This is a genomic window from Neorhodopirellula pilleata (genome assembly GCF_007859915.1).
In the GTDB taxonomy this organism is placed as follows: Bacteria; Planctomycetota; Planctomycetia; order Pirellulales; family Pirellulaceae; genus Rhodopirellula; species Rhodopirellula pilleata.
Window position 1 is genome coordinate 59,202 of sequence record NZ_SJPM01000003.1, and the last position, 25,047, is coordinate 84,248.

Sequence of the window (25,047 nt, forward strand, 5' to 3'; positions counted from 1 at the left end):
CTTACGCAGCGGGTTACGAAAAAATCGCAACTTCAAAAAGCGTGAGCGAGGGATACATTGAGGACTGAATGGCGTTGAATCCCTCGCTCACGCTTCGGGTTACGATTAAATCAACACGCCGTGACGCTTCGGGTTACGATTAAATCAACGGCCCGCTAGTCCCGATTCGGACGCATCGCCTTGGTTAAAAGTCGATCGAACGTTGCAGCGAATGCTTTCTTGTCCTTAGGTCCGTAGGGTGCCGCTCCGCCGGTGATCATGCCGGCCCCTCGCATTTCATCCATGAAGTTTCGCATCGATAACCGTGAGGCGATGGTGGTCGACGAGTATTCCTCGCCTCGCGGGTCGACGACGTACAAGCCCTTTTCAACTAAGAGCGCCGCCAAAGGCAAGTCAGCGGTGACTGCTAAGTCTCCTGCTGCGGCATGATGGACGATGTAGCGATCCGCTTGATCGGCGCCTTCGCGTACCACGATTGAACGAACCGTCGTCGCGCTGGCGGGTGCCGAGACATGGGAGTTTGCCACCAGCAACGTTTCAACATCGAGTCGCTTGGCGGCTCGAAAGATAACTTCCTTGACGTCCGTCGGAGCCGCGTCGGCGTCGATCCAGATCTTCACGGTTCGAGGATTTTATTGCCTTGTTGAAATCCTTCGTCGGATTCTTGGAACATCTTCGGCAAGCTGTTAGGCAGTCGTGAGGGCGCGGTCGAGGGCAGTGGCGGGAAGTCTTCACCACGAATGGCTGAACCGAGTGGAGTGGTCAACGAATCATCGATCGTGCGGAGATAGGCTTGTAACTTCCAAGCTGGGATCACAGTGACACCGAGTTCTTTCGCCTTGGTTTTGATTTGGCCGATGGCTTGGACGGATTGCGAATCCACTTCTTCCCCTTGATCGTCGACTTCGCCGACAACTAAGAATCTCACCGCACTGGTCAAGTTATCCAGACCACTGAGGTCGGACTGGATCGTTGCGGACACTTCCGCACCGGCGGCTTGGACCATCGAAGCAACTTGTTCAACATCGGGACGTTCGTCGCCATCGACGTCGATGTTCCAAGCCAAGGCGATCTTCACACGACGACCAGGAGCCCAAAACGGTGAATAGATCTGGTCACCCGGGATGATCGGGTATCGCAACTCGGGCCGGGCGACCACGCGTGCTTCGGCGCGGTGCGTACCCAAGATCTTGGTGACTTGGATGGTGGCTTTGACCTTGGCGTCTTGCAATCGGGTTTCGTCACCGTCGATCACGCCAAACGTCACGCCGGGACGCAGCGCGTCACCGGACCCCAAGTTGATGGTCACGACGTTGCCATCGCGGACGACGTATTTCACCAACCCTTGGGTCGACTCGAAATTGTCGCTGCGGAATTTTTGCAGTTCGATGAGTTGCGTGTTGATTGTTGATAACAGTTCGTTTTCACGTTTCTGGAACGTGGCGAGATCCTGTTGAATCTTCTTGCGAACGTTGGTGAGGTCTTTGGATGTCTTCAGCAAACTGTCGCGGGTATCTTCGGCTTGTTTGTTCATCCGGGTGCGATCTTCGACGAACTTGGCCTGTTCCTCCTCGAGCTTCTTATTGGCCGCATCGCGTCCAGCTTCGGCGACTTCCATCGCCTTCCGCGCGACTTCGACGTCACTTTCGGCTTGGGTGCGAATTTGCGTTGCTTCGTCGCGGGCTTGGCCATACTGCACGTTTCGTGAACGGATCGCGTTGACCAAAAACTCGGGAAGGGCCGGATAATTTCGATTCTGCGGATCGACTTCGGGACCGAAGTACGACATATCTCGAGCAAAGTTCTGCTCGATCGCTTCGATGTCCGGGTCGCCACCGGTGCTCGACGTCAACTGGTCGAATTGCGCTTGGGTCAATCCGCCTACGCCGAGCATCGCTTTGAGTAGCGTGGATTGGCTTTGTAGCGATTGCAGTTCGCCTTGGGTTGTTTGCAAGCGTTCTTTCGCGCCCGCAGCGGTTTGAGATTCGACATCACCCCAACGGTACAGGAAAAAATTCAAGGCCAAAGACAGGACCAAGAAGATCAGGCAAGCGATCAAGCTGCCACGAATGACGGAATCGTCGCGTGCGGCCATGATGAAGTCGAATCGTTAAAGAGAAATGGGGAAAAGTTGCGAGACGAACGGGCGGGCGATCGTCTAAGAGTTACGTCGCAAAACGGTCGCCCGTTCGGTCGGCGGGCAATCCATCACCCTCGGATTGTATTCCATCACGACCAAAATCCTACACTTTCAGGGGCGATTTTGGCCCGAAAAAATCAGACTTGACCGGTTGTGCGGATTACTGGAGCTCGCGGCGCAAATTGCGAACCCGGTCCTGGACGAGGATCGGCAGCTTGCTACGCAACAAATTTCGCCCCGAAAACCAATCCTGCGGCTCATGCAGCACGAACCGAATCTGCACCAATGAGGCTTCCGGCGTCCCCGGCACGGGGGTGATTGCCACGTAACCGCCCAACCCCGCGTACGATCGTGGCGAACCGAGGTACTTTTCACCCGTCGACGAACGCTCGATCGGTCGCCATTGATTGGCAATCGAATCATCCGTCGGGGTATCGGAACGGAAACGAGAATCGATCAACCAAGTCAGGATCACCGGTGCGTCGACGTCGTCTTCGGACCACACCGAACGACGCGTCCGCGCCACACCGCGGACGACCACTTGGCTGAGGATCGGCAGTTGCAGGTAACCGAGCGTTTCAAACTCATCGTCAGCACTGACTCCGAACGTTTTCAACTCTTCCTCAGTCAACGCCCGCGTGCGATTCTTCTCAAAATCGTCCGCGTCCTTGTCGTCGCTCAATTCGATCGTTCGGGTGGGATCGTCCTGACGCTTGAAATCTTCTAAGGCTTCCGATTTGCGAATTTCTTCGATCGTCTGATGCACGACGAAAGCGACATCGATGAAATGGCCGATTCGTTCGCCCGCGTCATTGTTGATCGAATCGGTCTGCACCGAAATCGGAGCCACGACGGAGTCTTTGCTGAAGCGATCACCATGGCGTCCGGCGATTTCCGCAAAAGCTTTTTCGGCTTCTGTGGACGAAACGAGTTCTCCGTCGATCGAAACCAGATCCGGTCGAGGCAAAACGAATCGCTTGTCGGGCGTAAGCTGCACACCCTCAGTGACCATCATGGCAAGCAGGTCAGGACGATCCGACACGACCGATTTTTCTGCCGCAATGTTTGGCTCCTGAGCCATGATCGCATGATCCAACCCGATCACCCAGGAAAAAAGTGAAAGAACCGATCCCATCGTAATCATCATCCGTCGAGATCTTAGTTTCGGATTCACAGTCAAGACACTCATAAAACGATGGTCCAACAAAACAGGCGGTCTGAAAACGTTTCAACATCATAGCCGATCCACGTTCGATGTCGAACTTCCTCTGGTTTTGACCAAAGATGTCGATGCAGCCGACTGATCTTCTTTCGCTTATAATTGCTGCCTTGTAACCGAGTTCACCATTGATGAGTGTTTTGCGATCATGAAACGCATCGATTCACGTCGTCGCGCCTTCCTACGGGCGGCCGGCATTTCTGTCGCTCTGCCCGCATTGCCGTCGTCTGCCAAGATCGTCGCGGGGCAAACCGTTACCGAGGAAACTCGGTCGGACCGCGTCGCACCGCCTCGCCGGATGGTTTGCGTAGGCAATGAGTTCGGAATGTATCCGGGTGCGTTCTGGCCGACCGACGAACAGCTTCAGGATCGCTCGAGCCGGCTACTCGATCCACTCGCCCCCCATCGTGAACACTTCACGTTGTTTCGTCATCTCGATCATGGCGTGAAAGGAGGCCACTTCGCCGTTCATACTTTTTTGACCGGAGTGAAAGCGACTGAGGCCAAGGGGATGCCCGAGGCGGGAATGAGTCTGGACCAACGGGCCGCCGAGCATGTCGGTTCCCAAACGCGTTTTCCTTCGCTCACGATCGGCTCGGAAAGCGGATTGCACGGCGGTTGCCGAATGAGCTGGACACGTTCAGGAACACGTGTGCCGCCGATCGAAGGACCACGGGAGTTGTTCGCCAAATTGTTTGTTGATGGTGGCGAATCGGCGAAACAGCAAATGCTTGATCGCATCAGTTTTGAATCGTCGATCCTAGACACGGTTTTGGAAGATGCCAATGCATTATCACGACGACTCAATTCGAGCGATCGTGCCAAGCTAGACGAGTACTTATCGTCGATCCGTGACGTCGAGTTGAAGTTGACTCTCGATCGAAAATGGCAACATATCTCCAAACCGAACGCGCCGATCGATCCTCCCGTCGATGAAGGCCTCACCAAGGATCTCCCCAAGATTTATGATTTGGTCGCACTCGCGCTGCAAACCGATTCGACCCGGATCGCCACCATCGAAGTTGGTGGAAGCTTTGCCGCTTCGGATCTGGGGATCAAGAAAGGCTATCACGCCCTCTCGCATCACGGCCAAGTCCAAGAGAACATCGAACAACTCGTCGCGATCGAACTTTACCAAGTCGAACAGTTTGCTCGCTTCTTGGAACGACTTCGTTCGATCCGGGAGCCGAACACCGACGGCACCTTGCTCGATCACACCATGGCACTGTTCGGCAGCGGCATGGGGAACGCGAACTCACACACCAATCATGATTTGCCGGTGATTCTGGCCGGGGGTGGGTTTCGACATGGCCGCACGTTGTCGCTTCCTGAAGAAACGAACCAACGTGTTCCGCTGACGAATCTATTCGTGTCGATGTTGCAACAATTCGGCGTCGAGACCGATACCTTCGCGACAAGCACCGGGACGCTCCGCGGGCTGGAATCATCGCAGTCATGAGCAGCCGAACGAGGGCGAGAATTTGTCTCCTTCGCGTCGAAGGACGCATCCGTGGTGGCGACTTTGCGTCGCCAGTTCCTGAAACGTCAACTAATAGTCGACGCCACTGGAAGAATGCTTCCACAAATTATCGCGAGAAGCTTCGAAATCAAACGAACGGCATCCTACGGAATCGACCGTTCCTGCCGATCGCGCTGATACTGCTTGGGATGATGACATGGAGATCGCCCGGATACGCGGCCGATCCGTTCGCCGAGATCGTCGAACCTTTCCTTGCCCAGTACTGCGCCGAGTGCCACGCCGACGATCAATCCAAGGGGGATCGTAACTTTGATTCAATGGCATCGAGAATCGATAGCGACAACGACCTTGTCGACTTTCAAGACATCGTGGATCAGTTGAACCTTTCGGAGATGCCGCCGCCGGAAGCCGACCAACCTTCCGACGACGAACGTCGCAACGTGATCGCGACGCTCGGTGGTTTGATCAACGCGTATCACCAAACGCGAACGTCAACAACCGGCGATACGGTGTTGCGAAGATTGAACGCACGCGAGTACCACAACACGATCCGCGATCTGCTGCAAATCAATACCACCGTGTTCGATCCCACCGAAGGTTTCCCCGCCGATCAGTTGACCGAACACGTCGACACGGTGGGCGAATCCCTCGTGACTTCATCCCATCTTTTGACTCGTTATCTGCAGGCTGCACGCCGCAGCGTCGAGAAAGCGATCTATCCGGTCACACAACCGCCGGTGCAAGAATGGGAATTTGACGACAACTTCAAACAGCAACCCGAATTGGATTCGGCGCACAAGCTGGCAAACCAATGGAAGCACATCCGACTCTACGATGTTCGCGGAGCCGATAAACCCGAAGGCGCCTATGCGGCCGTCCATGACTTCAGGCAAGGCGTTCCAAACGACGGGATGTACGAAATCAAGATCGACGTCGAAGCACTCAATCGCAACCACCCGTTCGACGACACGCTAGTTGGGACAGACCGCGATCGACCGTTTCGATTGGGTATCGTTTCGGGAACGATCGATGCGGGAGACCTTCATCTGTCCCAACCCAACGAGGCGACGTTAGCCGAATTCGAATTGCGTGATGGACGGCAATCGATCACAGCCGAAGTATGGCTTGATGAGGGCTACACGCCGCGGTTCACATTTGAGAACGGAGTCATGGACGCCCGCAATTTATGGACCAAGATCGTTCGCAAGTATCCGGACCAGTTCCCCAAAGGAACCCAGGGAATTGTCGACGTTCGCAAAGCGGTCATCAAGCAAGCCAAAATCCCTCAAATTCGCGTTCATCGTGTCGAAATTCGCGGACCATTGTTTCCCCAATGGCCGAGGGCCAGCCAAACGGAGTTGTTTGGTGAATACTTTGGTTCGGTGGTCGAGGGGAAGTTGGATCCACCCGGACAACGTCGTATTCTCGAATCGTTTTTGTCTCGAGCATTCCGGCGAACGCCCGGAGCGAGCGAAGTGGAACGCTATCACCAATTCTTCCAAACTCGCCTGAAACAGACTGGAACCATGACCGAGGCCTTCGGTCAAACCTTTCAAGCGATTCTTTGTTCGCCGCACTTCTTGTACCTCGATGACCAACCCGCCGCGACGGAACGCGAGTCGCCTGCGGTGCTGACGAGCCCGGCGTTGGCGTCACGTTTGTCGTACTTTTTATGGTCGACGATGCCGGATGAGGATCTGTTGCGCTTAGCTCGCGACAAATCTCTTTCGGATCCGCAAAAACTGCATCAACAAGCACGGCGGATGCTCGACGATCCACGCTCGGACGCCTTCGTTGAAGATTTTCTGGATAGCTGGTTGACCCTTCGCGATCTTGGTTCGGCACCTCCAGATCGTGGACAGTTCAACGACTATTATCGATACGATCTCGAAACGGCGATGCGGCGTGAAACGTTTTTCTTTACGCGGCATATACTCGATCACAATCGCCCGATCACCGAGTTCATTCACGCCGATTACACGTACGTCAACGATGCACTCGCGAAGCTGTATCAAATTCCGTTTGATGGGTCCCACGAGTTCGAGCGAGTTCCGCTGGCGGATCGTCGGCGTGGTGGGTTACTCGGTCATGCGAGTGTCTTGACGGTGTCGGCAAATGGTTTTGATACGTCGCCGGTTGTTCGTGGTGTGTGGTTATTAGAAAACGTGTTGGGCACGCCGCCGACACCGCCCCCGCCGGATGTCGAGCCGCTCGATCCCGACACGCGTGGTGCCAAGACGATTCGCGATCAGCTCCGCAAGCATCGTGAAACGGCGTCGTGTTACGACTGCCACCGCAAGATCGATCCCCTCGGGTTTGCGTTGGAAAACTACGACGCGATCGGACGTTGGCGGAACCAGTACGATCGGAAAGCGAAAATCGATGCGTCGGGTGAGTTGCCCGACGGACAATCGTTCGAAAACGCGGCCGAGCTAAAACTCATCTTGGCCAACCGAGACCGACAGCTCACGCGAGCGCTCACCGAAAAGTTGTTGACCTACGCAACTGGCCGTCCGATGACGATCACCGACAGGCCGTGGCTGGACCGCATCGTCGAAGAAAACCTAGAGAGCGGAAACGGGATGAAGGATTTGGTCTTGGCGGTGATCTTGAGCGAGCCATTCGGTCGCGAGTAATCACCCACAAGCCGCTTGCGGCCCGATGATTTCGTCCTCATCAAAACCCGCTGCGTAAGCTCACTGTACCACACATCTCTCGTGTCTTGTGAGGACGACAAAACTGTGGGCAGGACATTCAGTTCGGCAGGCGAATGATGGTTCACCCAGTGCTCTGGTTCTCTAGGTGATTGACGAGTACCACGATTCCCATGAACCCCTCCCTCTGGGTGGCCTGACGAATCGGTGTTAAGACGGGTCAAAAAAGTGGTCGCATCGAGATAAGGTCATAGGAACGCGTTTCAATATTGACAGACCTCAATAACACCATCCGGTATACAAATTCTAAAAATCAGAAAGTCGAAAATGATGCGAAACAAGCGACCATTTTCGCGTTCCAAATCCTTACCGGCTTTACCCAGTTCCGCACCGATTCGTCAGGCCACCCTCTGGGAGGGGTCGAGCGAAGCGAGGGGGAGGGCCGGGCATCATTTTCCAACGCACTGATTTGAATTCGATGACGAACCGATCTCCGATTCAAGACGCACGAACACTACGTCAACGGCAAACCAAGGCGGAGGCACTTGCTTGTGTCCAGGCGAGACTCAGCGTTGAACTGGATGGCGAGTATCACGAAACGCAACTTCCAAAGGATGTAGCCCGCGAAGCGTTTTTAAAAAGCAAGGGATGGGCCATCATTCGTTTCTCGAATGAAGAAGTGCTGGCTGATCCCGAATCAGTGGCGAACGCGATCGCTCGTCGACTTGGTTTGCGGTATGAATTTCGTCAACGACGCGGCGGATCGTCGAGCGTTGCAACACGCCAGCGCATCGAGCTGGAAAAAAGAAACAGATCGTCGAAGTAGCGTGGGTCCCATACTCGCCCTCCCCCTCGCTTCGCTCGACCCCTCCCAAAGGGAGGGGTTCTTCTGCCTTGCTCCGCTGGGCAACTTGAATCGGACCACAAAACTGTCCATCTCGAAACCCAATCAAGGCTTCAAACGCAACGGCATCAATCTACGGACTTGTGTGGTACGACGAGCTTACGCAGCGGGTTACGAGAAAAGTTTAACGTCAAAACATTCGCGTCGGGCTTCTATCCATCGTGTTCCAACAGTACGAAACGAAGCGATAACTGATTTGGGCAACCCTCGATGCCAGTAAACCAGCCCGAAGCGTCCGATCGATCTGCCGATCGCAGACTTGTTTGGATCGGTGCCTTGGCGTTGATGCTCGGTTTATCGGTGACGGTCTACCGGATCGTCACCGACTACCAAACACCGGGGCCCTTCACGCCGGATCGACAAGGCCTGTGTGATTTTCACAACGGGATCTACTATCCGGCGCGGGCGACGATGGCGGGCGAGAGTCCGTACAGCGAAGCGTATGCGGCGAAGAACCCGGTCGCACGCCAAATCCCGTTCTTTTCGCCCGTGATTTTGTGGCTGCACGCTCCGTTCGCGATCCTGCCGTTGCGCGTCGCCGAAGTGCTGCATACGGTTTGGCAGATTGCGGTATTGATCGGGATCGCGATCGTCAGTTGCCGTGCCGCCGGATGGGGCCGACGGTTCGACGTGGTCTTGTTGGTGTCCGCCGCAATCGTCTGGACGCGGGCCGGTCATGTGACTTTGTTCAACGGCTACTTCACGTTCGAGTTAGTGCTGGCGACGTTCTTGGCATTACGTTGGGCCGATCAAAAACCGTGGGCGGCGGGTTGGATGTTGGTGATCGTGTCCGCGAAGCCGACTTATATCTTACCGCTCGGGTTCTTGATGCTCGCTCGCGGCAACGGGCGGGCGATCGTGATCGGAGCGGTGTTCAGCGTGATCGCGGCAGCCGCGTCGCTCGGATGGATCGCCTATCACGAAGGCAACGGTGACCTATCAACAGGATTCGGCTTGTTGGCCGATCAGGTTGTGCAAACCCAAGAAGTACATCGGGCGATGGAAGACGAGTCGCCGGTGCATTCGTGGACAAGACTGGACCTGTTCGCGATCATCGCCAAATGGGCCGGTCGCGATCCCGGTGACCTGCCGCATCTGTTTGTGATGTTCGCGGTGTTGGTGATGCCGATGTGGGTGTTATGGTGCCGTCGGCAACGAAGCATCGACGACGGCATCACCGGACTCACCGGTGGTTTGGTGATGACGACGATGTTGGTGAGTTTGTATCACCAGTCCTACGACGCGTTACTGGTCGTGCCGCCAATTTTGGGGCTGATCGGCGGGTTGGCCGCAGGCGACAAGCTTAAGGACCAACCAACTCTCGGTCGCCCCATCCGCATCGCTCTGATCGTGCTGATGGGATGGCCGTTGGTCAACTACCTTTCGACGCGGATGTTCCTGTTGCGTTGGGACTTGTCCGAAACGACGACTAAAATATTGGCCAGTCTGAACGGAATCAGTTTGGCGTTCGCATTGGTCGTATTAACCTATGTCGCGTACCGCGAAACGATCCGGCGACGTTAAAATGCGGCGTCAATCACACCTTCTTCATCGCGGCTTTGGCAACCGCGACGCACTGTCGGATATCTTCGATCGGGTCTTTCGGGTTTTCTTCGTACTCCAACGAGATCGCACCGTTGGCTGGGAATCCGGTCGCTTTCAATGCATTGAACACACCTTCGACATCGAGATGGCCTTTGCCCAAGATGACGCCTTCGGTTTTGTCCTTCATCTCGGCGAAATCTTTCAGGTGAATGCCCCAAAGTCGGCCTTCGAGCAACCGGATGACTTCGGTGGCACTTTGACCGGACCGGATGTAATGTCCCAAGTCCGCACAAGCGCCGATCCGTTCGTCTCGACCATCGATCGCATCGAGGACATCGATCGCTTTGTTGTAACGATGGCGTGGACCGTGGTTGTGAATCGCGATGCGAATATCGAACTCTTTGACAAGGTCGTCCAAGCTATCAAACGAATCCGGATCGGGGTCGGCGGTGATGGCGGGGACGCCGAGCATTTTGGCAAATTCAAAGATCTTTCGATTGGCGTCGGCGTTCTTGGTGAACCTGTTAACACCGTGAGCGGAGATCGACATGCCCAAATCGCTAACCTTCTTTTTGATCGCTACGACGTCCTCGGCGGTGGCATCGGTCGACAGCATGCCACTGTAGAACTCGACTTGCTCGAATCCTAAATCGGCGGCGTGTTTCAGGGCGACGTCGACGTCGAATCCTCGCAGCGAATAGAGTTGAATGCCCAACTGGTAGCCCGGTGCTTGGTCGGCCCAAGCGAGCCGGGGCATCGCTGCGGTGGCGATCGCGCCGGCCCCCATGAGCGATAGAAAATCACGGCGACGGAGGCTGCGGTGGCGAGAATGATTAAACGACATGGAACCACAATTTAGAGGGGAAAACGGAGTGGGATACGACGGTGTCGAGACGGACGCAGTATAACCGAACTGCATCGACTAAGCTTAAACGATATCTTGGTGCTTTATCCAAGTTTGACTTCAATGTGATCCCCACCCTTCCTACGACGATACCTTCCAGTGACACCACCAATATCCGAACCCACGATTCAACAACAAACGGCGACCTCGCCGATCGCAAGGCGGCAGTTTCTCGCTCAATCCACTGTTGCGGCGATAATCGCGACGATTTCGGACTCGGTCAGAGCCGATGAGGCTGATCGCCCGGCTAGGATTCTGCTGCGGTCGTCTTGGCAAGTGGTCAATATTGGTGACATTGCGCACACTCCCGGCGTGTTGGCTTTATTGGAAAAGCACTTACCTGAAGCGGAAGTCATTCTGTGGGCATCGGGCAACTTGAGTGACGAGGTCGCTGCGATGGAGCATCGCCGATTTCCGAAACTCAAAATCGTCAAAGGCTCGATCCGCAGCGATGGCACGGCCTCGAATCAAGCACTTCAAGACGCCGTCGAGTGGACCGACTTTCTGTTGCACGGTTCGGGTCCGTCGTTGGTCGCGGCCAAGGATGTGGCCGCATTCGTCGAGCACACGGGCAAGCCCTTTGGCGTCTACGGCATCACGCATGGCGGTTTCTTTTCGGACGGTTCCAATCAATTACTCAGCGAAGCCAAATTCGTTTTCTTTCGCGATTCGGTTTCCCTCGAATATGCCAAACAGCAGGGCGTGAACGCACCGATCATGCAGTTCGGACCCGACGGCGCGTTCGCTTGTGATCTTCGCGACGACGCCAAGGCGGAATCATTTCTGGCTGAGAATGGACTCGAAGACGGAAAGTTTTTGTGTTGTCTGTCGAGACTTCGCTACACGCCGTATTGGACAATCCCCGGTGATCGGCGAAAGAGAGACGCGACACGCGAGGCCCGCAACGAGGCGATGAAGGAACAGGATCATGCTCCCATTCGACAAGCGATCATCCGCGTGGTGCGTGAGACCGATTTGAAAGTCTTGCTGTGTCCCGAAGACATGACACAAATGGCCGTCGGCAAGGAAATGCTCTACGACCCACTGCCGGAGGACGTGAAAAAGCGAGTCGTGTGGCGGGAGAGTTTTTGGTTGACCGATGAAGCACTCAGTGTCTATGTGCGCAGTGCGGGGTTATTCGGCAGCGAAATGCATTCGCCGATCATGGCGGTTGGCAACGGCATCCCAGCCATCGTTTGCCGATTCGAAGAGCAAACGAGCAAGGGGATCATGTGGCGTGACATCGGTTTGGGTGACTGGTTGTTTAATCTGGACGAGCCATCCGAAGCCGCCCAGGTACCCGCCGCAGTCGTCGCCATGGCCAACGACCTCGACGCTGCCAATCGCAAGGCTGAAAAGGCTCGATCGTTCGTCCAAAAACTCCAACGCGAGACAATGGGCATCCTAAAAGATCAGTTGGTGACGCGGTGAAGCCCGTGCCGATTAAAATCTGCTAAGATTCTGGCCCTTTCCCCAAAGGACGATTCTTTCCCCCACGGCCCCGCGATGATGTCCCCACGTGTTTTGATGTTTCCATTGGTTCTCGCCATTGCTTTCACGATCGCCGCACCGATCGGCCTGCCGCTGCACGCGACCGATTGGGTGTCGACGCAATTGATCGGCCAAACCGATGTCACACCTACCGCGGCGGTCGACTGGACTCCGGCGTTGTTTGTGGTGATCGGGATTGTCAGTGTTTTGGCGATGATCATCGGGTTGAAACTCAACGCGTTTTTGGCGTTGATTCTTTCGGCACTCGTCGTCAGCCTGCTCGTCGGTTACGACCAGGGGACCGACGCCGGAGACCGAATGAATGCCGTCGTTTCGGCGTTCGGTGGTTCCGCCGCCGGTGTGGGGATCGTCATCGCAATGGCGGCCATCATTGGCAAGTGCATGCTCGACAGCGGTTCGGCCGATCGCGTCGTGCGAACGGCGGTCAACGCGACCGGCGAAAAAAATGCATCGTTGGGTTTGATGATCAGCGGTTTCATTCTGGCCGTTCCCGTTTTCTTCGATACCGTCTTTTATTTGCTCGTGCCTCTGGCACGAAGTTTGTATCGTCGCACTAACAAGAACTACCTGCGTTATTTGATGGCGATCGCGACGGGCGGTTGCATCACTCACACGCTCGTTCCGCCGACGCCGGGGCCTTTGTTGGTGGCCGCCATTTTGGGCGTCGACATCGGCATGATGATGTTGATCGGTGCGGCGGTGGCGATCCCGGCGGCGATCGTCGGTTTGCTGTTTTCGATTTTTGTCGACAAGAAGATGACGATCGAAATGCGTCCGCTTGGTGCCAACGAAGAACGGCATCAACCGCTCGAGGAATCGAAGTTGCCTGGGTTGTTCGCGTCGCTGTTGCCGGTGTTGTTGCCGGTCGCATTGATCGGTGCGGGAACGTTGGCGACGACGCTAGCGGATCGCGAAGACCGGGCTGCGTTGTTGGTTTCGGATGTCGAAAGCTTTGACTTGTTCGCCGATAAGTTTGCCTCGGCCACGCAGAGCTCACCCGCCGGACGGATCTTGGCAAGTGAGAACCTCAGCGACGACGACCGCGCTCGTTTGAAAACCACCGCAACCAGCGACGAGGAACAAAGCCGAGTGGTCGAGATCGTTAACACAGCCCTGTTGGATAAGGACTTCTACGAACCGTCGGCGTTCGCGGATGTGCCGATGCCGAAGGTGACGTCGGATTTGATGAAGACCGATCAGGTGCGAATGAAACCGGTCGATCGACGACGGATGAATCGGGCATTGCTCGACGCGGCCTATCCGGAACTCATCGCACCGCATCAATGGGACAGCCCGATGCGTCAAACGGCTCAGTCCCTGGGCCTGTGGTCGAATCCAAATTTCGCATTGATGTTGGCCGCATTAGCCGCGATGTTGACTTTCAAAATGGTCCGATCTTTGTCGTGGCGTGAACTCGGAATCGATGTCGAGGAAGCCCTGATGAGCGGTGGTTTGATTATCCTGATCACGGCCGCCGGCGGTGCCTTCGGAGCGATGCTCAGCCAAACCGGAATCAGCGACACGATTCAAAACTTCTTCGCCGGCAAACAAGCGGCCGGCGTCGCAGTCCTATTGTTGGCTTGGTCCATCGCCGCGGTTTTGAAAGTCGCCCAAGGCAGCAGCACGGTCGCAATGATCGTCGGAGCCGGGATGATGGCGGCAATTTTGGGCGGTACACAGCCCCCGTTCCACCTCGTCTACGTCGCGACGGCCGTCGGCAGCGGATCGCTGATGGGCAGTTGGATGAACGATAGTGGCTTTTGGGTGTTTACCAAAATGGGCGGCCTGACCGAAAGCGAGGGCTTGCGGTCCTGGACGCCGCTGTTGGCGACGCTTTCGCTGGTCAGCCTGGCCACGACGATCGTCTTGTCGTTCCTATTGCCCATGGCCGGATGACCGCTTGATCGGCTATCCTTGGCCGTATGCAAGTATCTCAAAATCTGACCGATCGTTTGCTTCGATGGGTCCACGCGGCGGAGTACCGCCCAAGCAAACCCAAACACATCGCCACCCACCTGAAGCTCGATCTGGATGAATATCGAGAGCTTCGCCGCGTGATCAAACAACTCGTCCTGGAGGGACGGTTGGTCTACGGCGGCAATCATTTGGTCATGGCGGCGGCCGCCGTGGGCGGGGCCAGTGACAGTATCCGAGGAAAATTCCGGCGTGCCATGGGCGGCGGATTCGGTTTCGTTCGGCCCTCGAGCGGGGGAACCGGGGTCAACGATGACGTCCCCGAAGACATCTTCATCCCACCCGGATCGACCGGCGGGGCAATGGAAGGCGACCTCGTCGAAGTCCAAATCAGTCCCGGCCGACGGGGCGGCGTCGAGGGCGTCGTGACCGCGGTCGTCCAGCGAGAACGCCGTCAATTCACCGGCACCTTTCGAACGACCGCTATGCCGTCCGAAGACGGTTCGGTGTGGGCATCAACCGTCGAGGGTCCGGTCGTTTACTTGGACGGCGTGCATTTCGATACGCCCGTCAGCGTCGGGGACGTTCGCGGCTTGCCGCTCGTCGACGACGACAAAGTGTTTGTCGAGATCGTCGACTTCCCCGATGACCGGGGGCACGGCGGCGAAGCGGTCATCTTGGAACGACTCGGCAGCAGCAAGAATCCGTCTATCGATACCCTGACGATCATGCGGCAGTACGGATTGCCGGACGAGTTCCCCGCTGCGGTTTTGGACGAGGCACGCGTGCGGGCGGATGAGTTCGACGAGGAAAACCCGCCCGTCGATCGCAAAGATCTGACCGAGCTCCTGACGATCACGATCGACCCCTTCGACGCCCGTGACTTCGACGACGCGATCTCGCTACAACGCGAAGAAACCGACGACGGCGGGGTCCGTTGGCGGTTGTGGGTCCACATCGCCGACGTCAGTCATTTCGTCCATCCCGGCGGCGCGATCGACGTGGAAGCCCGACAACGGGGCACGAGCGTTTACCTGCCCGACCGCGTCATCCCGATGATTCCCGAAATCATCTCGAATCATTTGGCGTCATTGCAGCCCGAACGCCATCGGTTAGTTAAAACCGTCGAGATCGAAATGCTCGACGATTTAACCGTCACGCACACCGAAGTTCACAACGCGGTAATCCGCAGTGACAAGCGATTCAATTACGAGCAAATCGACCAATACTTGGCCGCTCGTGAATCGTTCGTCGAAGACTGGGGCGTGGAAATCTGCACGCTGCTCGATCACATGCATGATCTCGCGATGCGGATTCGTAAACGCAGGTTCAAAAGCGGCTCGTTGTCGATGGACATGCCCGACATCAAGTTGGAGCTCGATCGCAACGGCAAGGTCAAAGGTGCCCACTTGGTCGAGCACACCGAGAGCCACCAGATCATCGAAGAGTTCATGTTGGCGGGCAACCAAGCGGTCGCGTACTGGCTCGATACTTTGGAGCTGAACTTCCTGCACCGGATTCACGCCCCGCCGGAACGACGCAAACTGCGAATGCTCAGCGCGTTCGTCAAAGACCTCGGGATCGGGATCGAGAACATCGAGAGTCGTTTCGAGATCCAAGCGGTGCTCGATAAGGTCGCCGGCACGCCGCTGGAGAACGCGGTCAATTTTTCCGTGCTCAAGAGCATGAACAAGGCCGTTTACGGACCACACCGCGAAGGCCACTACGCGCTCGACATGGAGCACTATTGCCACTTCACCAGCCCGATCCGACGCTACCCGGATCTCTCGGTGCACCGGTTGGTTCAAAAACTGATCGACAAGAAATCCACCCCGGATGATTCGTTCGCCGAATTGGTCAAATTAGGGCACGAATGCAGCGACGCCGAACGCAACGCCGCGCAAGCCGAACGCGAACTGATTGAACTGAAGCTCTTGCACTTCCTTAAAAAGAAAGTCGGCGAGACGCTCGAAGCGGTGATCAGCCGAGTGTTCTCCGACGGCATCCACGCGCGATGCATCAAACTGCCCGTCGACGGATTCGTCCCGGTCACGACGCTGCCCAAGGACCAGTATCGCTTCGAACGCAACGGCCAGATGCTGATCGGTTTCAAGGAAGGCAACCGATACCGTCTTGGTGACCAAGTCACCGTGAAGATCGACAAAGTCGACCTGCAAGACCGCCAGCTCTACCTATCGATCATCAAGAACCACTCCGCCGGTCGCCCGTTGGGGTTGGCCGCTCGTCCGCCGAAGAAAACCGGCGTGAATTACAAAGCGAAACGAAAGCACGAACGACGGGCCAAGAAGAAAAAACGTCGACGTTAGTGGTCTGTCACAGCCTATTCTTCGGGTAGCGAAACTCGCCAAGAGTTTCGGAAGCACCCCTCAATCCGCGAATCCAACTTGCGTCAACGGTACGTGTTTTGCTTTCGATTGGTTTTCGACTTGTTTTCGCTGAGTTCGCATTCAAGGCGTGTTCGATAGGGCAGTCCCAGCTTGCTGGTTGGCTGCCTTTTTATTTGGACTCGTCGCCGAAGCAGCGTTACTCGTCGAATGACCATTTTGCTTAGCAAGGATGACCCCCATGCCCACTATTCTTCTTGTGGACGACCACGATGACATTCGCGACATGTTGACCCGTCAACTCCAAAAGCACGGCTACACCGTCGTGACCGCCACCAATGGCCTCGAAGCCGTGCTTGCGACCGCTCACGCGGCGCCTTCGTTGATCCTGATGGATGTCAACATGCCGGAACTCGACGGCTATGAGGCAACGATCCAGATTCGTGAAGCCAATCCGGAGAATCGAATTCCCGTTATCGCTCTAACCGCCTACGCGTTGCCCGATGATCAAGCCAGAGCAATGGCGGCGGGGTGCGATCGATTTCAGCCCAAGCCAATCGACATGCCCAAGCTACTCGAACAGATTAGGGAATTGATCGCCAACAAGCCTCAAACTACCGATTCGCTTTCCTAGCGATAAAAGAATCCTTTGGTGCCGGCAGGAACTGTCGAAGGTGGTATGGAAAGTGCTTGACCGTTTCGTCAAGCGAGTACGTCTCGCGTCATCACCCAAGCATTCTGAATAATCACAGTGCTTTCCATGTCATCCAAACCTGATACACCATGGCAAAGAAATCTTCGTCGGCTCCACCGGTCGGCTCACATACCGGTAACGGTGGCGAGTTGCATCAAACCAACACTGGGCCCGGTCGTCTGACGACCAACCAAGGTTTGCCGGTCGCCGATGATCAAAACACTTTGACGGTCGGACCGCGCGGTCCGCAGTTGCTCGAAGACTTTATCCTTCGCGAAAAGATTACTCATTTCGACCATGAGCGCATTCCTGAACGAGTCGTCCACGCGCGAGGCTATGCCGCCCATGGCTACTTTCAAGCGTATGAGTCGCACACCGAACTGACAAAAGCCGGGTTCCTACAAGACCCCTCCGTCAAAACGCCGGTGTTTTGTCGTTTTTCCACCGTCGCGGGCAGTGCCGGTTCCCATGATACGGCTCGCGATGTTCGCGGATTCTCCGTGAAGTTTTACACCGACGAAGGCAACTACGATCTTGTCGGCAACAACATCCCCGTGTTCTTCATTCACGATGCGATCAAGTTCCCCGATTTGATTCACGCCGTCAAACCAGAGCCCGATCGCGGATTCCCTCAAGCTCAGTCAGCGCACGACACGTTTTGGGATTACGTATCGCTTAGCCCTGAATCGATGCACATGCTGATGTGGATCATGTCGGACCGAGCGATCCCACGATCATTCCGCATGATGGAAGGTTTTGGCGTTCATACCTTTCGTATGGTCAATGCGAAAGGCGAATCGAAGTTTGTCAAGTTTCATTGGCGGCCGATGCTCGGCACGTTCTCGCTAATCTGGGACGAGGCGGTCAAGATCGGTGGAGCCGACCCGGACTTTCATCGACGCGACTTGTTCAACTCGATCGCGATGAAGAGTTTCCCGGAGTGGGAGTTGTCCGTGCAAGTTTTCACTGAAGACCAAGCGAACGGATTCGATTTCGACGTGCTGGATCCGACCAAACTCGTGCCGGAAGAGATCGTACCTTTGACGCCGCTGGGCAAGATGGTGCTCGACCGAAACGTCGATAACTTTTTTGCCGAAACCGAGCAAGTTGCATTTTGCCCGTCGCATGTGGTTCCCGGTATCGACTTCTCCAACGACCCGTTGTTGCAAGGCCGGTTGTTTTCCTACTTGGATACCCAACTATCCCGATTAGGCAGTCCTAACTTTCATCAAATTCCCGTCAATAAGCCGAAATGTCCGTTCGCAAACTTCCAACGTGACGGACACATGCAAACGGAAGTGCCCACCGGTCGCGTCGCGAACGAACCAAACAGTCTCGACAACGGCGTCCTTCGCGAAGACCCGGCGCACGGATTCACCACTTATCCTGCCCAAGAGTCCGGTCAGAAACTTCGCATCCGCACGGAGAGTTTCGCCGATCATTATACGCAAGCACGATTGTTTTACGTTTCCATGACGGAACCAGAAAAACGTCACATCGCGGGCGGTTTTGCGTTCGAATTGGGTAAGTGTGTCGAGCCCAAAATACGCACCCGCATGTTGGGCCATTTGAACCTTATCGACCAAGATCTAGCGAACAAGGTCGCCGAGTCGCTCGGCATGACCGGCAAGGCGGACTCCATCGAACCGGTCGTCAAGGTCAGGGAACCGAATCCCTCCCCCGCGCTCTCCCAGTACACGAAAGCTCCCAATAGTCTCGCCGGTAAGAAAATCGGTCTGCTGACAACCGACGGCGTGGATGCCAAGCTTTACAAAGCTTTGATGAAATCGGCCAAAGCGGAGAAGGCCATCGTCGAAGTCATCACGCCAACCATTGGAAAAATTCAGACGGACAAAGGAGATGAGATAACGCCCGATCATTTCCTCAGTGGAGCTCCATCTTGTTTGTTCGATGTCGTCGTCATCGCTCCATCATCAGAAAATGCCGGCATGCTTTCGTCTCAATCCGCCGCGGTGGATTTCGTTCGCGACGCTTTTGGCCACTTGAAAATTATCGGATATATCCAGTCGGCAACGACCTTGTTCGATAAGGCCAGCGTGGCGACCGACGCGGATGAAGGTGTGATCGATGTCACGGGAGCCAAATTAAGCCAGATGATCGACGTCGCCAAACGGCATCGAATCTGGGATCGCGAGCCAAACGTTCGTGCGTTCTGATCGATCCTGTTAAGTCAGACGCCAGGGATTTAGCGCGTCGAGCTGGAAAGTGCAAGGGTGACGAACGAAGCAGATCCGAATCGGTTCTTCTCAGAATTGACTAGGATGCGACGAGAAATGAGTGAGTATGGTGTCCGCTGAGACGCCCCGAACTGTATTGAAAAGTTGTGCCCCAGTTCATTTCACCAACAACATTCTCTCAGTTCGGAGTGCTTCCCATGTCAACCGTCAGCCAGCCCCGCAATCGCTCAACGAATCCCTACCAAGTCTCATCGTCCCTTCCAGGGAAAGCAGACAGCGGCACGAAACAGGCGGTAGCCGACTTTGATGAACGGCATGTTTTCTTTGCCTCTTTTTTGGCGTCGCCATTCGCCGGAGCGATGCTGATTGCTCGAAACTATCAGCGTCGCGGTGATTCCAAATCGGCCACTACCGCCCTTCTTTTCGGACTCACTGCGTCGGTCGCCTTCACGAGCGTTTCGATGATGGTGGGAGACCGTCTTCCGCCCGTCTCCGGCATTTGGATCGCGTTGGGCTATGGCATGATCATGCAACAAGTCGCGATCAAACTTTTTGGCAAGCTCGAAGAGAAGGGCAACCGGAAACCGAACGGCAATTGGAAAGCTCTCGGAGCAGCCGCCGCCTCGTTAATGATCCTGATTCCCGGCATGATCGTTGTCTCTGCGGTTATGAACCTTTAGTACACGCACTTAAGGCGGCTACGCCGCAAACATACAAGCCCGACGCGCAAGCGAGTGGAGTCGCTGGTATTGCGAAGTTTGGAGTGGATTCCCTCGCTTGCGCGTCGGGCTTGTATCAATTGCCGTAAAAAAACACCGAATGCAGCGATAACTGATGGAGAAACGCTTGGTGCTGACGTCTCAGCACCAAATCGAGTGAATAATCTTGCTGCGAGGGACTCGTGAATCCACAGAACTGTCTCGGGTCACCCCGAACGGCCCGTTTTGTTAGAATTGACGAATGGATCGATCCAACCGCCTAGCACCAATCTGAGAGTGAATCATGAATTGTGGAGATCGCTACACATTAAGACTGCCATTGATTCTCTCGATCGCGATGCTAATTGTCCCAAGTGGTTTCACGGCGGCGCAAGAACGATATGAACTGTCAGTTCCGGGAACGGCCACGCGATCTACGGCCGAGTTGTCTGCGTCGACTCTTTCCATCACCCACCACGGTAACGTGAGTGTTTATTCACGTGACACGCGATACGATGCTTTGGGTTACCTCGGTTTTGCCAATACAACGCTGCGTCAGATCATCCGATGGCCGAGTACGGGGACGGGAACGATGCAGATCGCTGAGATTCCCCACCTGGGATCGGCTCAGTTTCGCCCGAGTCAAATGCAGATCACTCGGGTTGCGATGCCCGTCGGAGGACTAGCTGCGGCACTTGGCGGTGGACTGGTCGACACCACACAGAATTATCGTTTGACGAACGCGTTCCTGGGATCCAATCGCTCGTTCGCGACCAGTCCGCGTGGTGCGACATCAATGGATCCAAGTGGCGACTTCACTGCCCAGTCCTGGCGATTCGAAGCGGTTGCAACAGAAACGTATCGAATCAAGAACGTTGCCTTGGGCGACGGCTTCTCGCTCACCGTCCATACCCGCGACCCGCGACCAACCATGGAGCCGACTGACCTTCGATCCAGTGCCCAATTATGGAGGCTCACTGCGTTGGGACCTGAGATGCGAATCACCAATGAAGCGTTCGGGGCGGGTTCGTCGCTCGACAATGATGGAGGTGGACGGAACGAACCGATTCTTGCCGCAAGCAGTAACGTGACCGGCCAGTCGTGGACCTTTACCAAGTTGCCGACCGCCACGGGTAGTGAACTTGTGGGTAAATGGCAGGAATGCTTGATCGCCACGAATCAGCCAATGGGAATCACGGTCGAAATTCGTAACGATCTCACTTTCCGTCAAACCGAACCGGGTAAACCAGATCGTCTTGGAACAGTTCGATTGCTAGGCGATCAACTGTCCCTGAACCACACGGGGGCAGGCCCTGAACAGTTTCTGGTGACGCTGACAGCGAACCGAATCGATTTTCGAGAATTAAGCGGCGCGACGTCCGTTTTTTTTTGGCGTCGAATGGCAACGGGAATGCCTTCGCCTAAACCGGCCGGACCGCGCCGGATTTCGCAAGAAGTGGTTGCGAATCCGCCGCTCGAACCGGTCGCGATCGAGCTAACCAACTCGCACAGCGAAGAACTATGGGTTCTCGTAAGTGACCTGAGGGATGCCACGAAATCACGCCAACTGACGATCCCTTCCGGCAAGTCGATCTCGATGATGCTGGACCGGGATGCGGGATCGCAAGTCGTCGAAGTTTGGGAGATTCCGATCGCGGGGGGCCGGACCGTGAACGAGAATCGCGTTAGCGGTGAAACGCCACCGAAGCAACTGTACGACATCAGTGTCTATGAACTGTCCGTTCAGTCGATTTCCATTGATCGCACCGCGCGAGGTGGAGGGCGAGTCGACGATGTCAATCGGGCACCAAAGTCATTAGGGCTGATCAAGGTTCCTGCGGGAGATCGTTTCAAAGGAGGCAAGACCGACATCTACGCGGCCGCCAAACGACAGCAAAATCCTGGCGCGGTACGACGGATCGATCCCGCTCAGTGGCGCGGATCTTCAACGACTGATCCACTTCAAGACCTCATCTCTCCTAGCCGTTAGGGCTAGCATCGTCATGGCATCTTCTCAATGAGATAGTAGATGGTCTCAGGCAGTAGTTTGATTTCCTCGGCCCAGCCGAGTTTCTGACTTCGACGACCCGCGTGATCGAGGGCCGTTACCCGTAGTTTCGCAGCGTCAGGACGCAGGAAACGGACCGTCCCTTCGATCTCACGAACCTGCCATGGGTCCGTGCCGATCTCCTGGATCTGCAGGAGGTCATCTTGGACCGGCTTGGTTTCAAAACCGTTGGTTTGTTCCTCGGTCATGACTTGAAGCAGTATCTGACTCGAAGTTTCGAGCGGTTGGTCATCCCAAGCCACCGCGATCAGATGAATCAGGTCTTGGGGAGATGTCATTTCAACGTCTCGCAATCGCTGGACACCGTGCATCGACAAGTTGCCGCTAAGCCCTTGAGCTTTGGCGCTGTTGATCGTTAGTAACCCGGCGGCATAGTCCAAGCGAAGTTCATCGGTCGCGCTATGAACCATTTTCTCAGCGCGATCGATTCTCGAAATCGCTTCATCCAATCGGACCTTCCCCGGCGTATCGACAAACCGGACTTGGACCCGCCCGACGTAGTGCATCAACGGATCGAGGGGCTGTCCGGGCTCTGCGGTCAAACCAACGGGGACATCTTGGGCACGCAGTTCATCAAACGATGCCCCTTCGGGCAGCGGGGTTCCACGAAGTTGGCGTAAGTCGTCGACGCTCAAATCGATCTGAGCGACCACCGGCGCGGCACTTACCAGACCTCGCCGGTATAGTAACGCGGCTGCTGGAAATTGCCCCATCATGCTGGGCGATGCCAGCGTCCAGGGTTGCATCCAAAACCGCGGCTGAACCTGCCAGTGCATCCCATCGAACGCGAAGTGCACCAGACTGTCGCTATCTTGCAAGGCACCGTAGGCGGCGTAGTAAAGCGGCGCTTCACTGCGGTAGCGATTGGGACGAGTGAACGTCGTTTCGGAAATCATTGACGGCTTATCATTGTACTGGATGTCCATCACCGGATGCGTGAACTGCTTCGGCCCCCCCGGCGTGGAGTCGTCCAACCGCAAGGCACTTCGGTGTCCGAACGTGTGTCCGGCACGGATCGACCAAGCAGCATTCTCCCCGCGGTGGTTGCAACTGAAGTAGCCGTGTCGGTCAACAAAGTCGCCCTCCATGTAGCTGAGCTTTTCCAGCGGACCAAACCGCTCGGGACTGGCCGTATGCCAGTTCGACGCGGTGATCAATCCTTCAAATCCTTGGTCTCGTGCGAACTGAACCATCGAGCGATAAAAGCCCGTCTGCGTATCGAGTAGGAACGCCGCAGTGTCTTGGTCACGCGTCGTTCGCTCGTTGGCAATGTTCCACAGCGGACGTATACCCATTCGGCCATCGTCGGGCCGGTCACGCTCTAGCGGGCTGCTATTCCATCGCTTGGTCGCGTTGGCGATGCTGCCATATTTGGTAATCATCCAGTGGGCAAATTGTGACTCGATGAGTTGTCGTTGAGGTTCAGGCAGATTCTCCGGGCTAAAGGTCCAGAAGAAGAACGAGTCTTCGTTCTGCAGTTCGATTCCGAACACCGCCGGGTCGCTGGCAAGACTCACCCCCGTCGTCGCATCGGGCGTGTTCAACAGTGCCGCCAGCCAGTCACGATACTTATCCTGAAATTCCGGATTGAACATCAGCGTTGCGAACGGATGACTTGAACCGTCATAGCCGGGCAGCCAATCGAGATCCTTCGCGGGGTTGAACCAGAGCGGAAAGTAGAACGAAAAATGCACATAGATGCCCTCGGCCTTCATCACACGAACGATCTCGTGGTGGTGACGAATCGTCTCCTCATTCGGCTCACCATTGGGCAAGAAGATTGGCTTATGAACGCGCACCAAGTTCACGCCGTAACGTGCCAACTGACGGGCGCACCGCTGGAGTTCGACTCCGGTTAATTGTTCGGGCGGTCCATTGACGGCCCAAAAACGAACCGGCTGATCGGATCGGCCGTGCCAGAAACGCCCATCGCGTGCGACAATCCGGCCCCGCTCACCCGCTTGGGACTCATTGAGAAAACGCAAGTCGATCGCACTGGTTTGATTCGCATCGATACCGTCCGCATTGAGACCGTCCGCATCGGGGCGAAACGCGAACCAGCCCTCCGCCGACGGAGTAGCCGATTGCTCACCCGGCTTCCATTTTCCGTTGGGTTGAAACGTCGTTGTGGCGAACACCAGGCAATCGAGATAGCCGTGGTGGTGATTCTCACTATCCAAGCGAAACGTCACTTCATTGGAACCAGCATCAAGCGTGACCTCACCCACCCGGATCCAACTCAGAAAACGCAAGTCTGGCTTGCCGTCGGCGGCGATATTGACCGCGTCTCGTTGATTCGTCGCGGTCGAGATCGGCCGGGGTGGGGCATCGTTGAGTTGGTAGCTGAGTGTGCTCGCGATCGGGTTGGTCCGAATCCAAAAGACGTGCTTTCCAGCCTCGTTGACATTGAACTGATAACTGGCGGTACCGGCGGCTTGATCACTGAAATTGGAAATCAATTCACCGCCGGAGAGTTGCGATCGATCCACGTCGTCATACCACGGATGGCGATTCATCTGTTGGCGATTCGCATCCTCGCCTTCGATCCAGATCAGCTCGTCCGCCATCGCAACTGTGGAACGAACCAGCGAAAACGCGGCACCGAAAAGCAAAACGCACCGGAGGTAACTTAGGGCGAGCGATCTGTTCGGGCGACGTCTATACTTGGTCAAGGCAGTCCGGTTCATTGCAGTCAACTTCGTCATCGAGTCATCCGAGTGTTTGGTGGTTGGGTCTCATTGTAAACGGTTCCGAATCGGACAGAACAGCAAC

At 55.8% G+C, this 25,047-nt stretch carries 16 protein-coding genes; 11 read left to right on the plus strand and 5 right to left on the minus strand.

The genetic code is table 11. The annotated features are described in order from the left end of the window. Nucleotides 1-155: 155 nt before the first annotated feature. The 3 genes from Pla100_RS09175 to Pla100_RS09185 form a co-directional block, all read right to left on the minus strand. Complete coding sequence (locus tag Pla100_RS09175) at nt 156-620, minus strand: YaiI/YqxD family protein (protein ID WP_146577423.1); 465 nt, start codon at nt 618-620, stop codon at nt 156-158. Next, nucleotides 617-2,095 carry a BAR domain-containing protein gene (locus Pla100_RS09180; RefSeq protein WP_146577424.1) on the minus strand — a complete coding sequence of 493 codons (1,479 nt, stop codon included), beginning with the start codon at nt 2,093-2,095 and terminating at the stop codon, nt 617-619. Before Pla100_RS09180 ends, Pla100_RS09175 begins: the two co-directional genes overlap by 4 nt. 205 nt (nt 2,096-2,300) lie before the next feature. Then, nucleotides 2,301-3,329 (minus strand): hypothetical protein, encoded by a 1,029-nt coding sequence (locus Pla100_RS09185; protein WP_231602892.1) that lies wholly within the window; start codon nt 3,327-3,329, stop codon nt 2,301-2,303. Nucleotides 3,330-3,507: 178 nt separating this feature from the next. Between Pla100_RS09185 and Pla100_RS09190 the strand changes: the two genes are divergently transcribed. From Pla100_RS09190 to Pla100_RS09205, 4 genes are all read left to right on the plus strand, one after another. Then, nucleotides 3,508-4,818, plus strand: coding sequence for a DUF1552 domain-containing protein (locus Pla100_RS09190; RefSeq protein ID WP_146577425.1), 1,311 nt, complete (start codon nt 3,508-3,510; stop codon nt 4,816-4,818). After that, the gene (locus tag Pla100_RS09195; RefSeq protein ID WP_146577426.1) at nt 4,815-7,475 is read left to right on the plus strand and encodes a DUF1592 domain-containing protein; all 2,661 of its coding nucleotides are present in this window, start codon (nt 4,815-4,817) and stop codon (nt 7,473-7,475) included. The genes Pla100_RS09190 and Pla100_RS09195 overlap by 4 nt, the downstream gene beginning before the upstream one ends. A 496-nt stretch (nt 7,476-7,971) precedes the next feature. Next, entirely contained in the window at nt 7,972-8,319 is a 348-nt protein-coding gene (locus Pla100_RS09200; RefSeq protein WP_146577427.1) for an endonuclease domain-containing protein, read from the plus strand. A 288-nt stretch (nt 8,320-8,607) separates the two neighbouring features. Continuing rightward, nucleotides 8,608-9,921: a glycosyltransferase family 87 protein gene (locus Pla100_RS09205; protein WP_146577428.1), complete on the plus strand. Its 1,314-nt coding sequence runs from the start codon at nt 8,608-8,610 to the stop codon at nt 9,919-9,921. A 13-nt stretch (nt 9,922-9,934) separates the two neighbouring features. On the opposite strand, the gene Pla100_RS09210 is transcribed toward Pla100_RS09205, so the two are convergent. Next, entirely contained in the window at nt 9,935-10,786 is an 852-nt protein-coding gene (locus Pla100_RS09210; RefSeq protein WP_231602893.1) for a sugar phosphate isomerase/epimerase family protein, read from the minus strand. A 159-nt stretch (nt 10,787-10,945) separates the two neighbouring features. Here Pla100_RS09210 and Pla100_RS09215 point away from each other — a divergent pair, with 159 nt between their 5' ends. The 7 genes from Pla100_RS09215 (at nt 10,946) to Pla100_RS09245 (ending at nt 22,197) form a co-directional block, all read left to right on the plus strand. After that, nucleotides 10,946-12,277 carry a polysaccharide pyruvyl transferase family protein gene (locus tag Pla100_RS09215; RefSeq protein ID WP_231602894.1) on the plus strand — a complete coding sequence of 444 codons (1,332 nt, stop codon included), beginning with the start codon at nt 10,946-10,948 and terminating at the stop codon, nt 12,275-12,277. A gap of 75 nt (nt 12,278-12,352) precedes the next feature. Then, nucleotides 12,353-14,254 (plus strand): GntP family permease, encoded by a 1,902-nt coding sequence (locus Pla100_RS09220; RefSeq protein WP_231602895.1) that lies wholly within the window; start codon nt 12,353-12,355, stop codon nt 14,252-14,254. 26 nt (nt 14,255-14,280) lie between these two features. Continuing rightward, complete coding sequence (locus Pla100_RS09225; protein WP_146577429.1) at nt 14,281-16,599, plus strand: ribonuclease R family protein; 2,319 nt, start codon at nt 14,281-14,283, stop codon at nt 16,597-16,599. Between the two features lie 259 nt (nt 16,600-16,858). Beyond that, complete coding sequence (locus tag Pla100_RS09230) at nt 16,859-17,251, plus strand: response regulator (protein WP_146577430.1); 393 nt, start codon at nt 16,859-16,861, stop codon at nt 17,249-17,251. Nucleotides 17,252-17,400: 149 nt separating this feature from the next. Beyond that, nucleotides 17,401-19,488 carry a catalase gene (locus Pla100_RS09235; RefSeq protein WP_146577431.1) on the plus strand — a complete coding sequence of 696 codons (2,088 nt, stop codon included), beginning with the start codon at nt 17,401-17,403 and terminating at the stop codon, nt 19,486-19,488. A gap of 218 nt (nt 19,489-19,706) precedes the next feature. Further along, a complete protein-coding gene (locus Pla100_RS09240) occupies nt 19,707-20,189 on the plus strand; it encodes a hypothetical protein (RefSeq protein WP_146577432.1) in 483 nt (160 codons plus the stop codon). 322 nt (nt 20,190-20,511) lie between these two features. Then, the gene (locus Pla100_RS09245) at nt 20,512-22,197 is read left to right on the plus strand and encodes an RICIN domain-containing protein (RefSeq protein ID WP_146577433.1); all 1,686 of its coding nucleotides are present in this window, start codon (nt 20,512-20,514) and stop codon (nt 22,195-22,197) included. A gap of 11 nt (nt 22,198-22,208) precedes the next feature. Here Pla100_RS09245 and Pla100_RS09250 read toward each other — a convergent pair whose 3' ends face one another. Then, nucleotides 22,209-24,980 carry a hypothetical protein gene (locus Pla100_RS09250; protein WP_146577434.1) on the minus strand — a complete coding sequence of 924 codons (2,772 nt, stop codon included), beginning with the start codon at nt 24,978-24,980 and terminating at the stop codon, nt 22,209-22,211. Nucleotides 24,981-25,047: the final 67 nt, after the last annotated feature.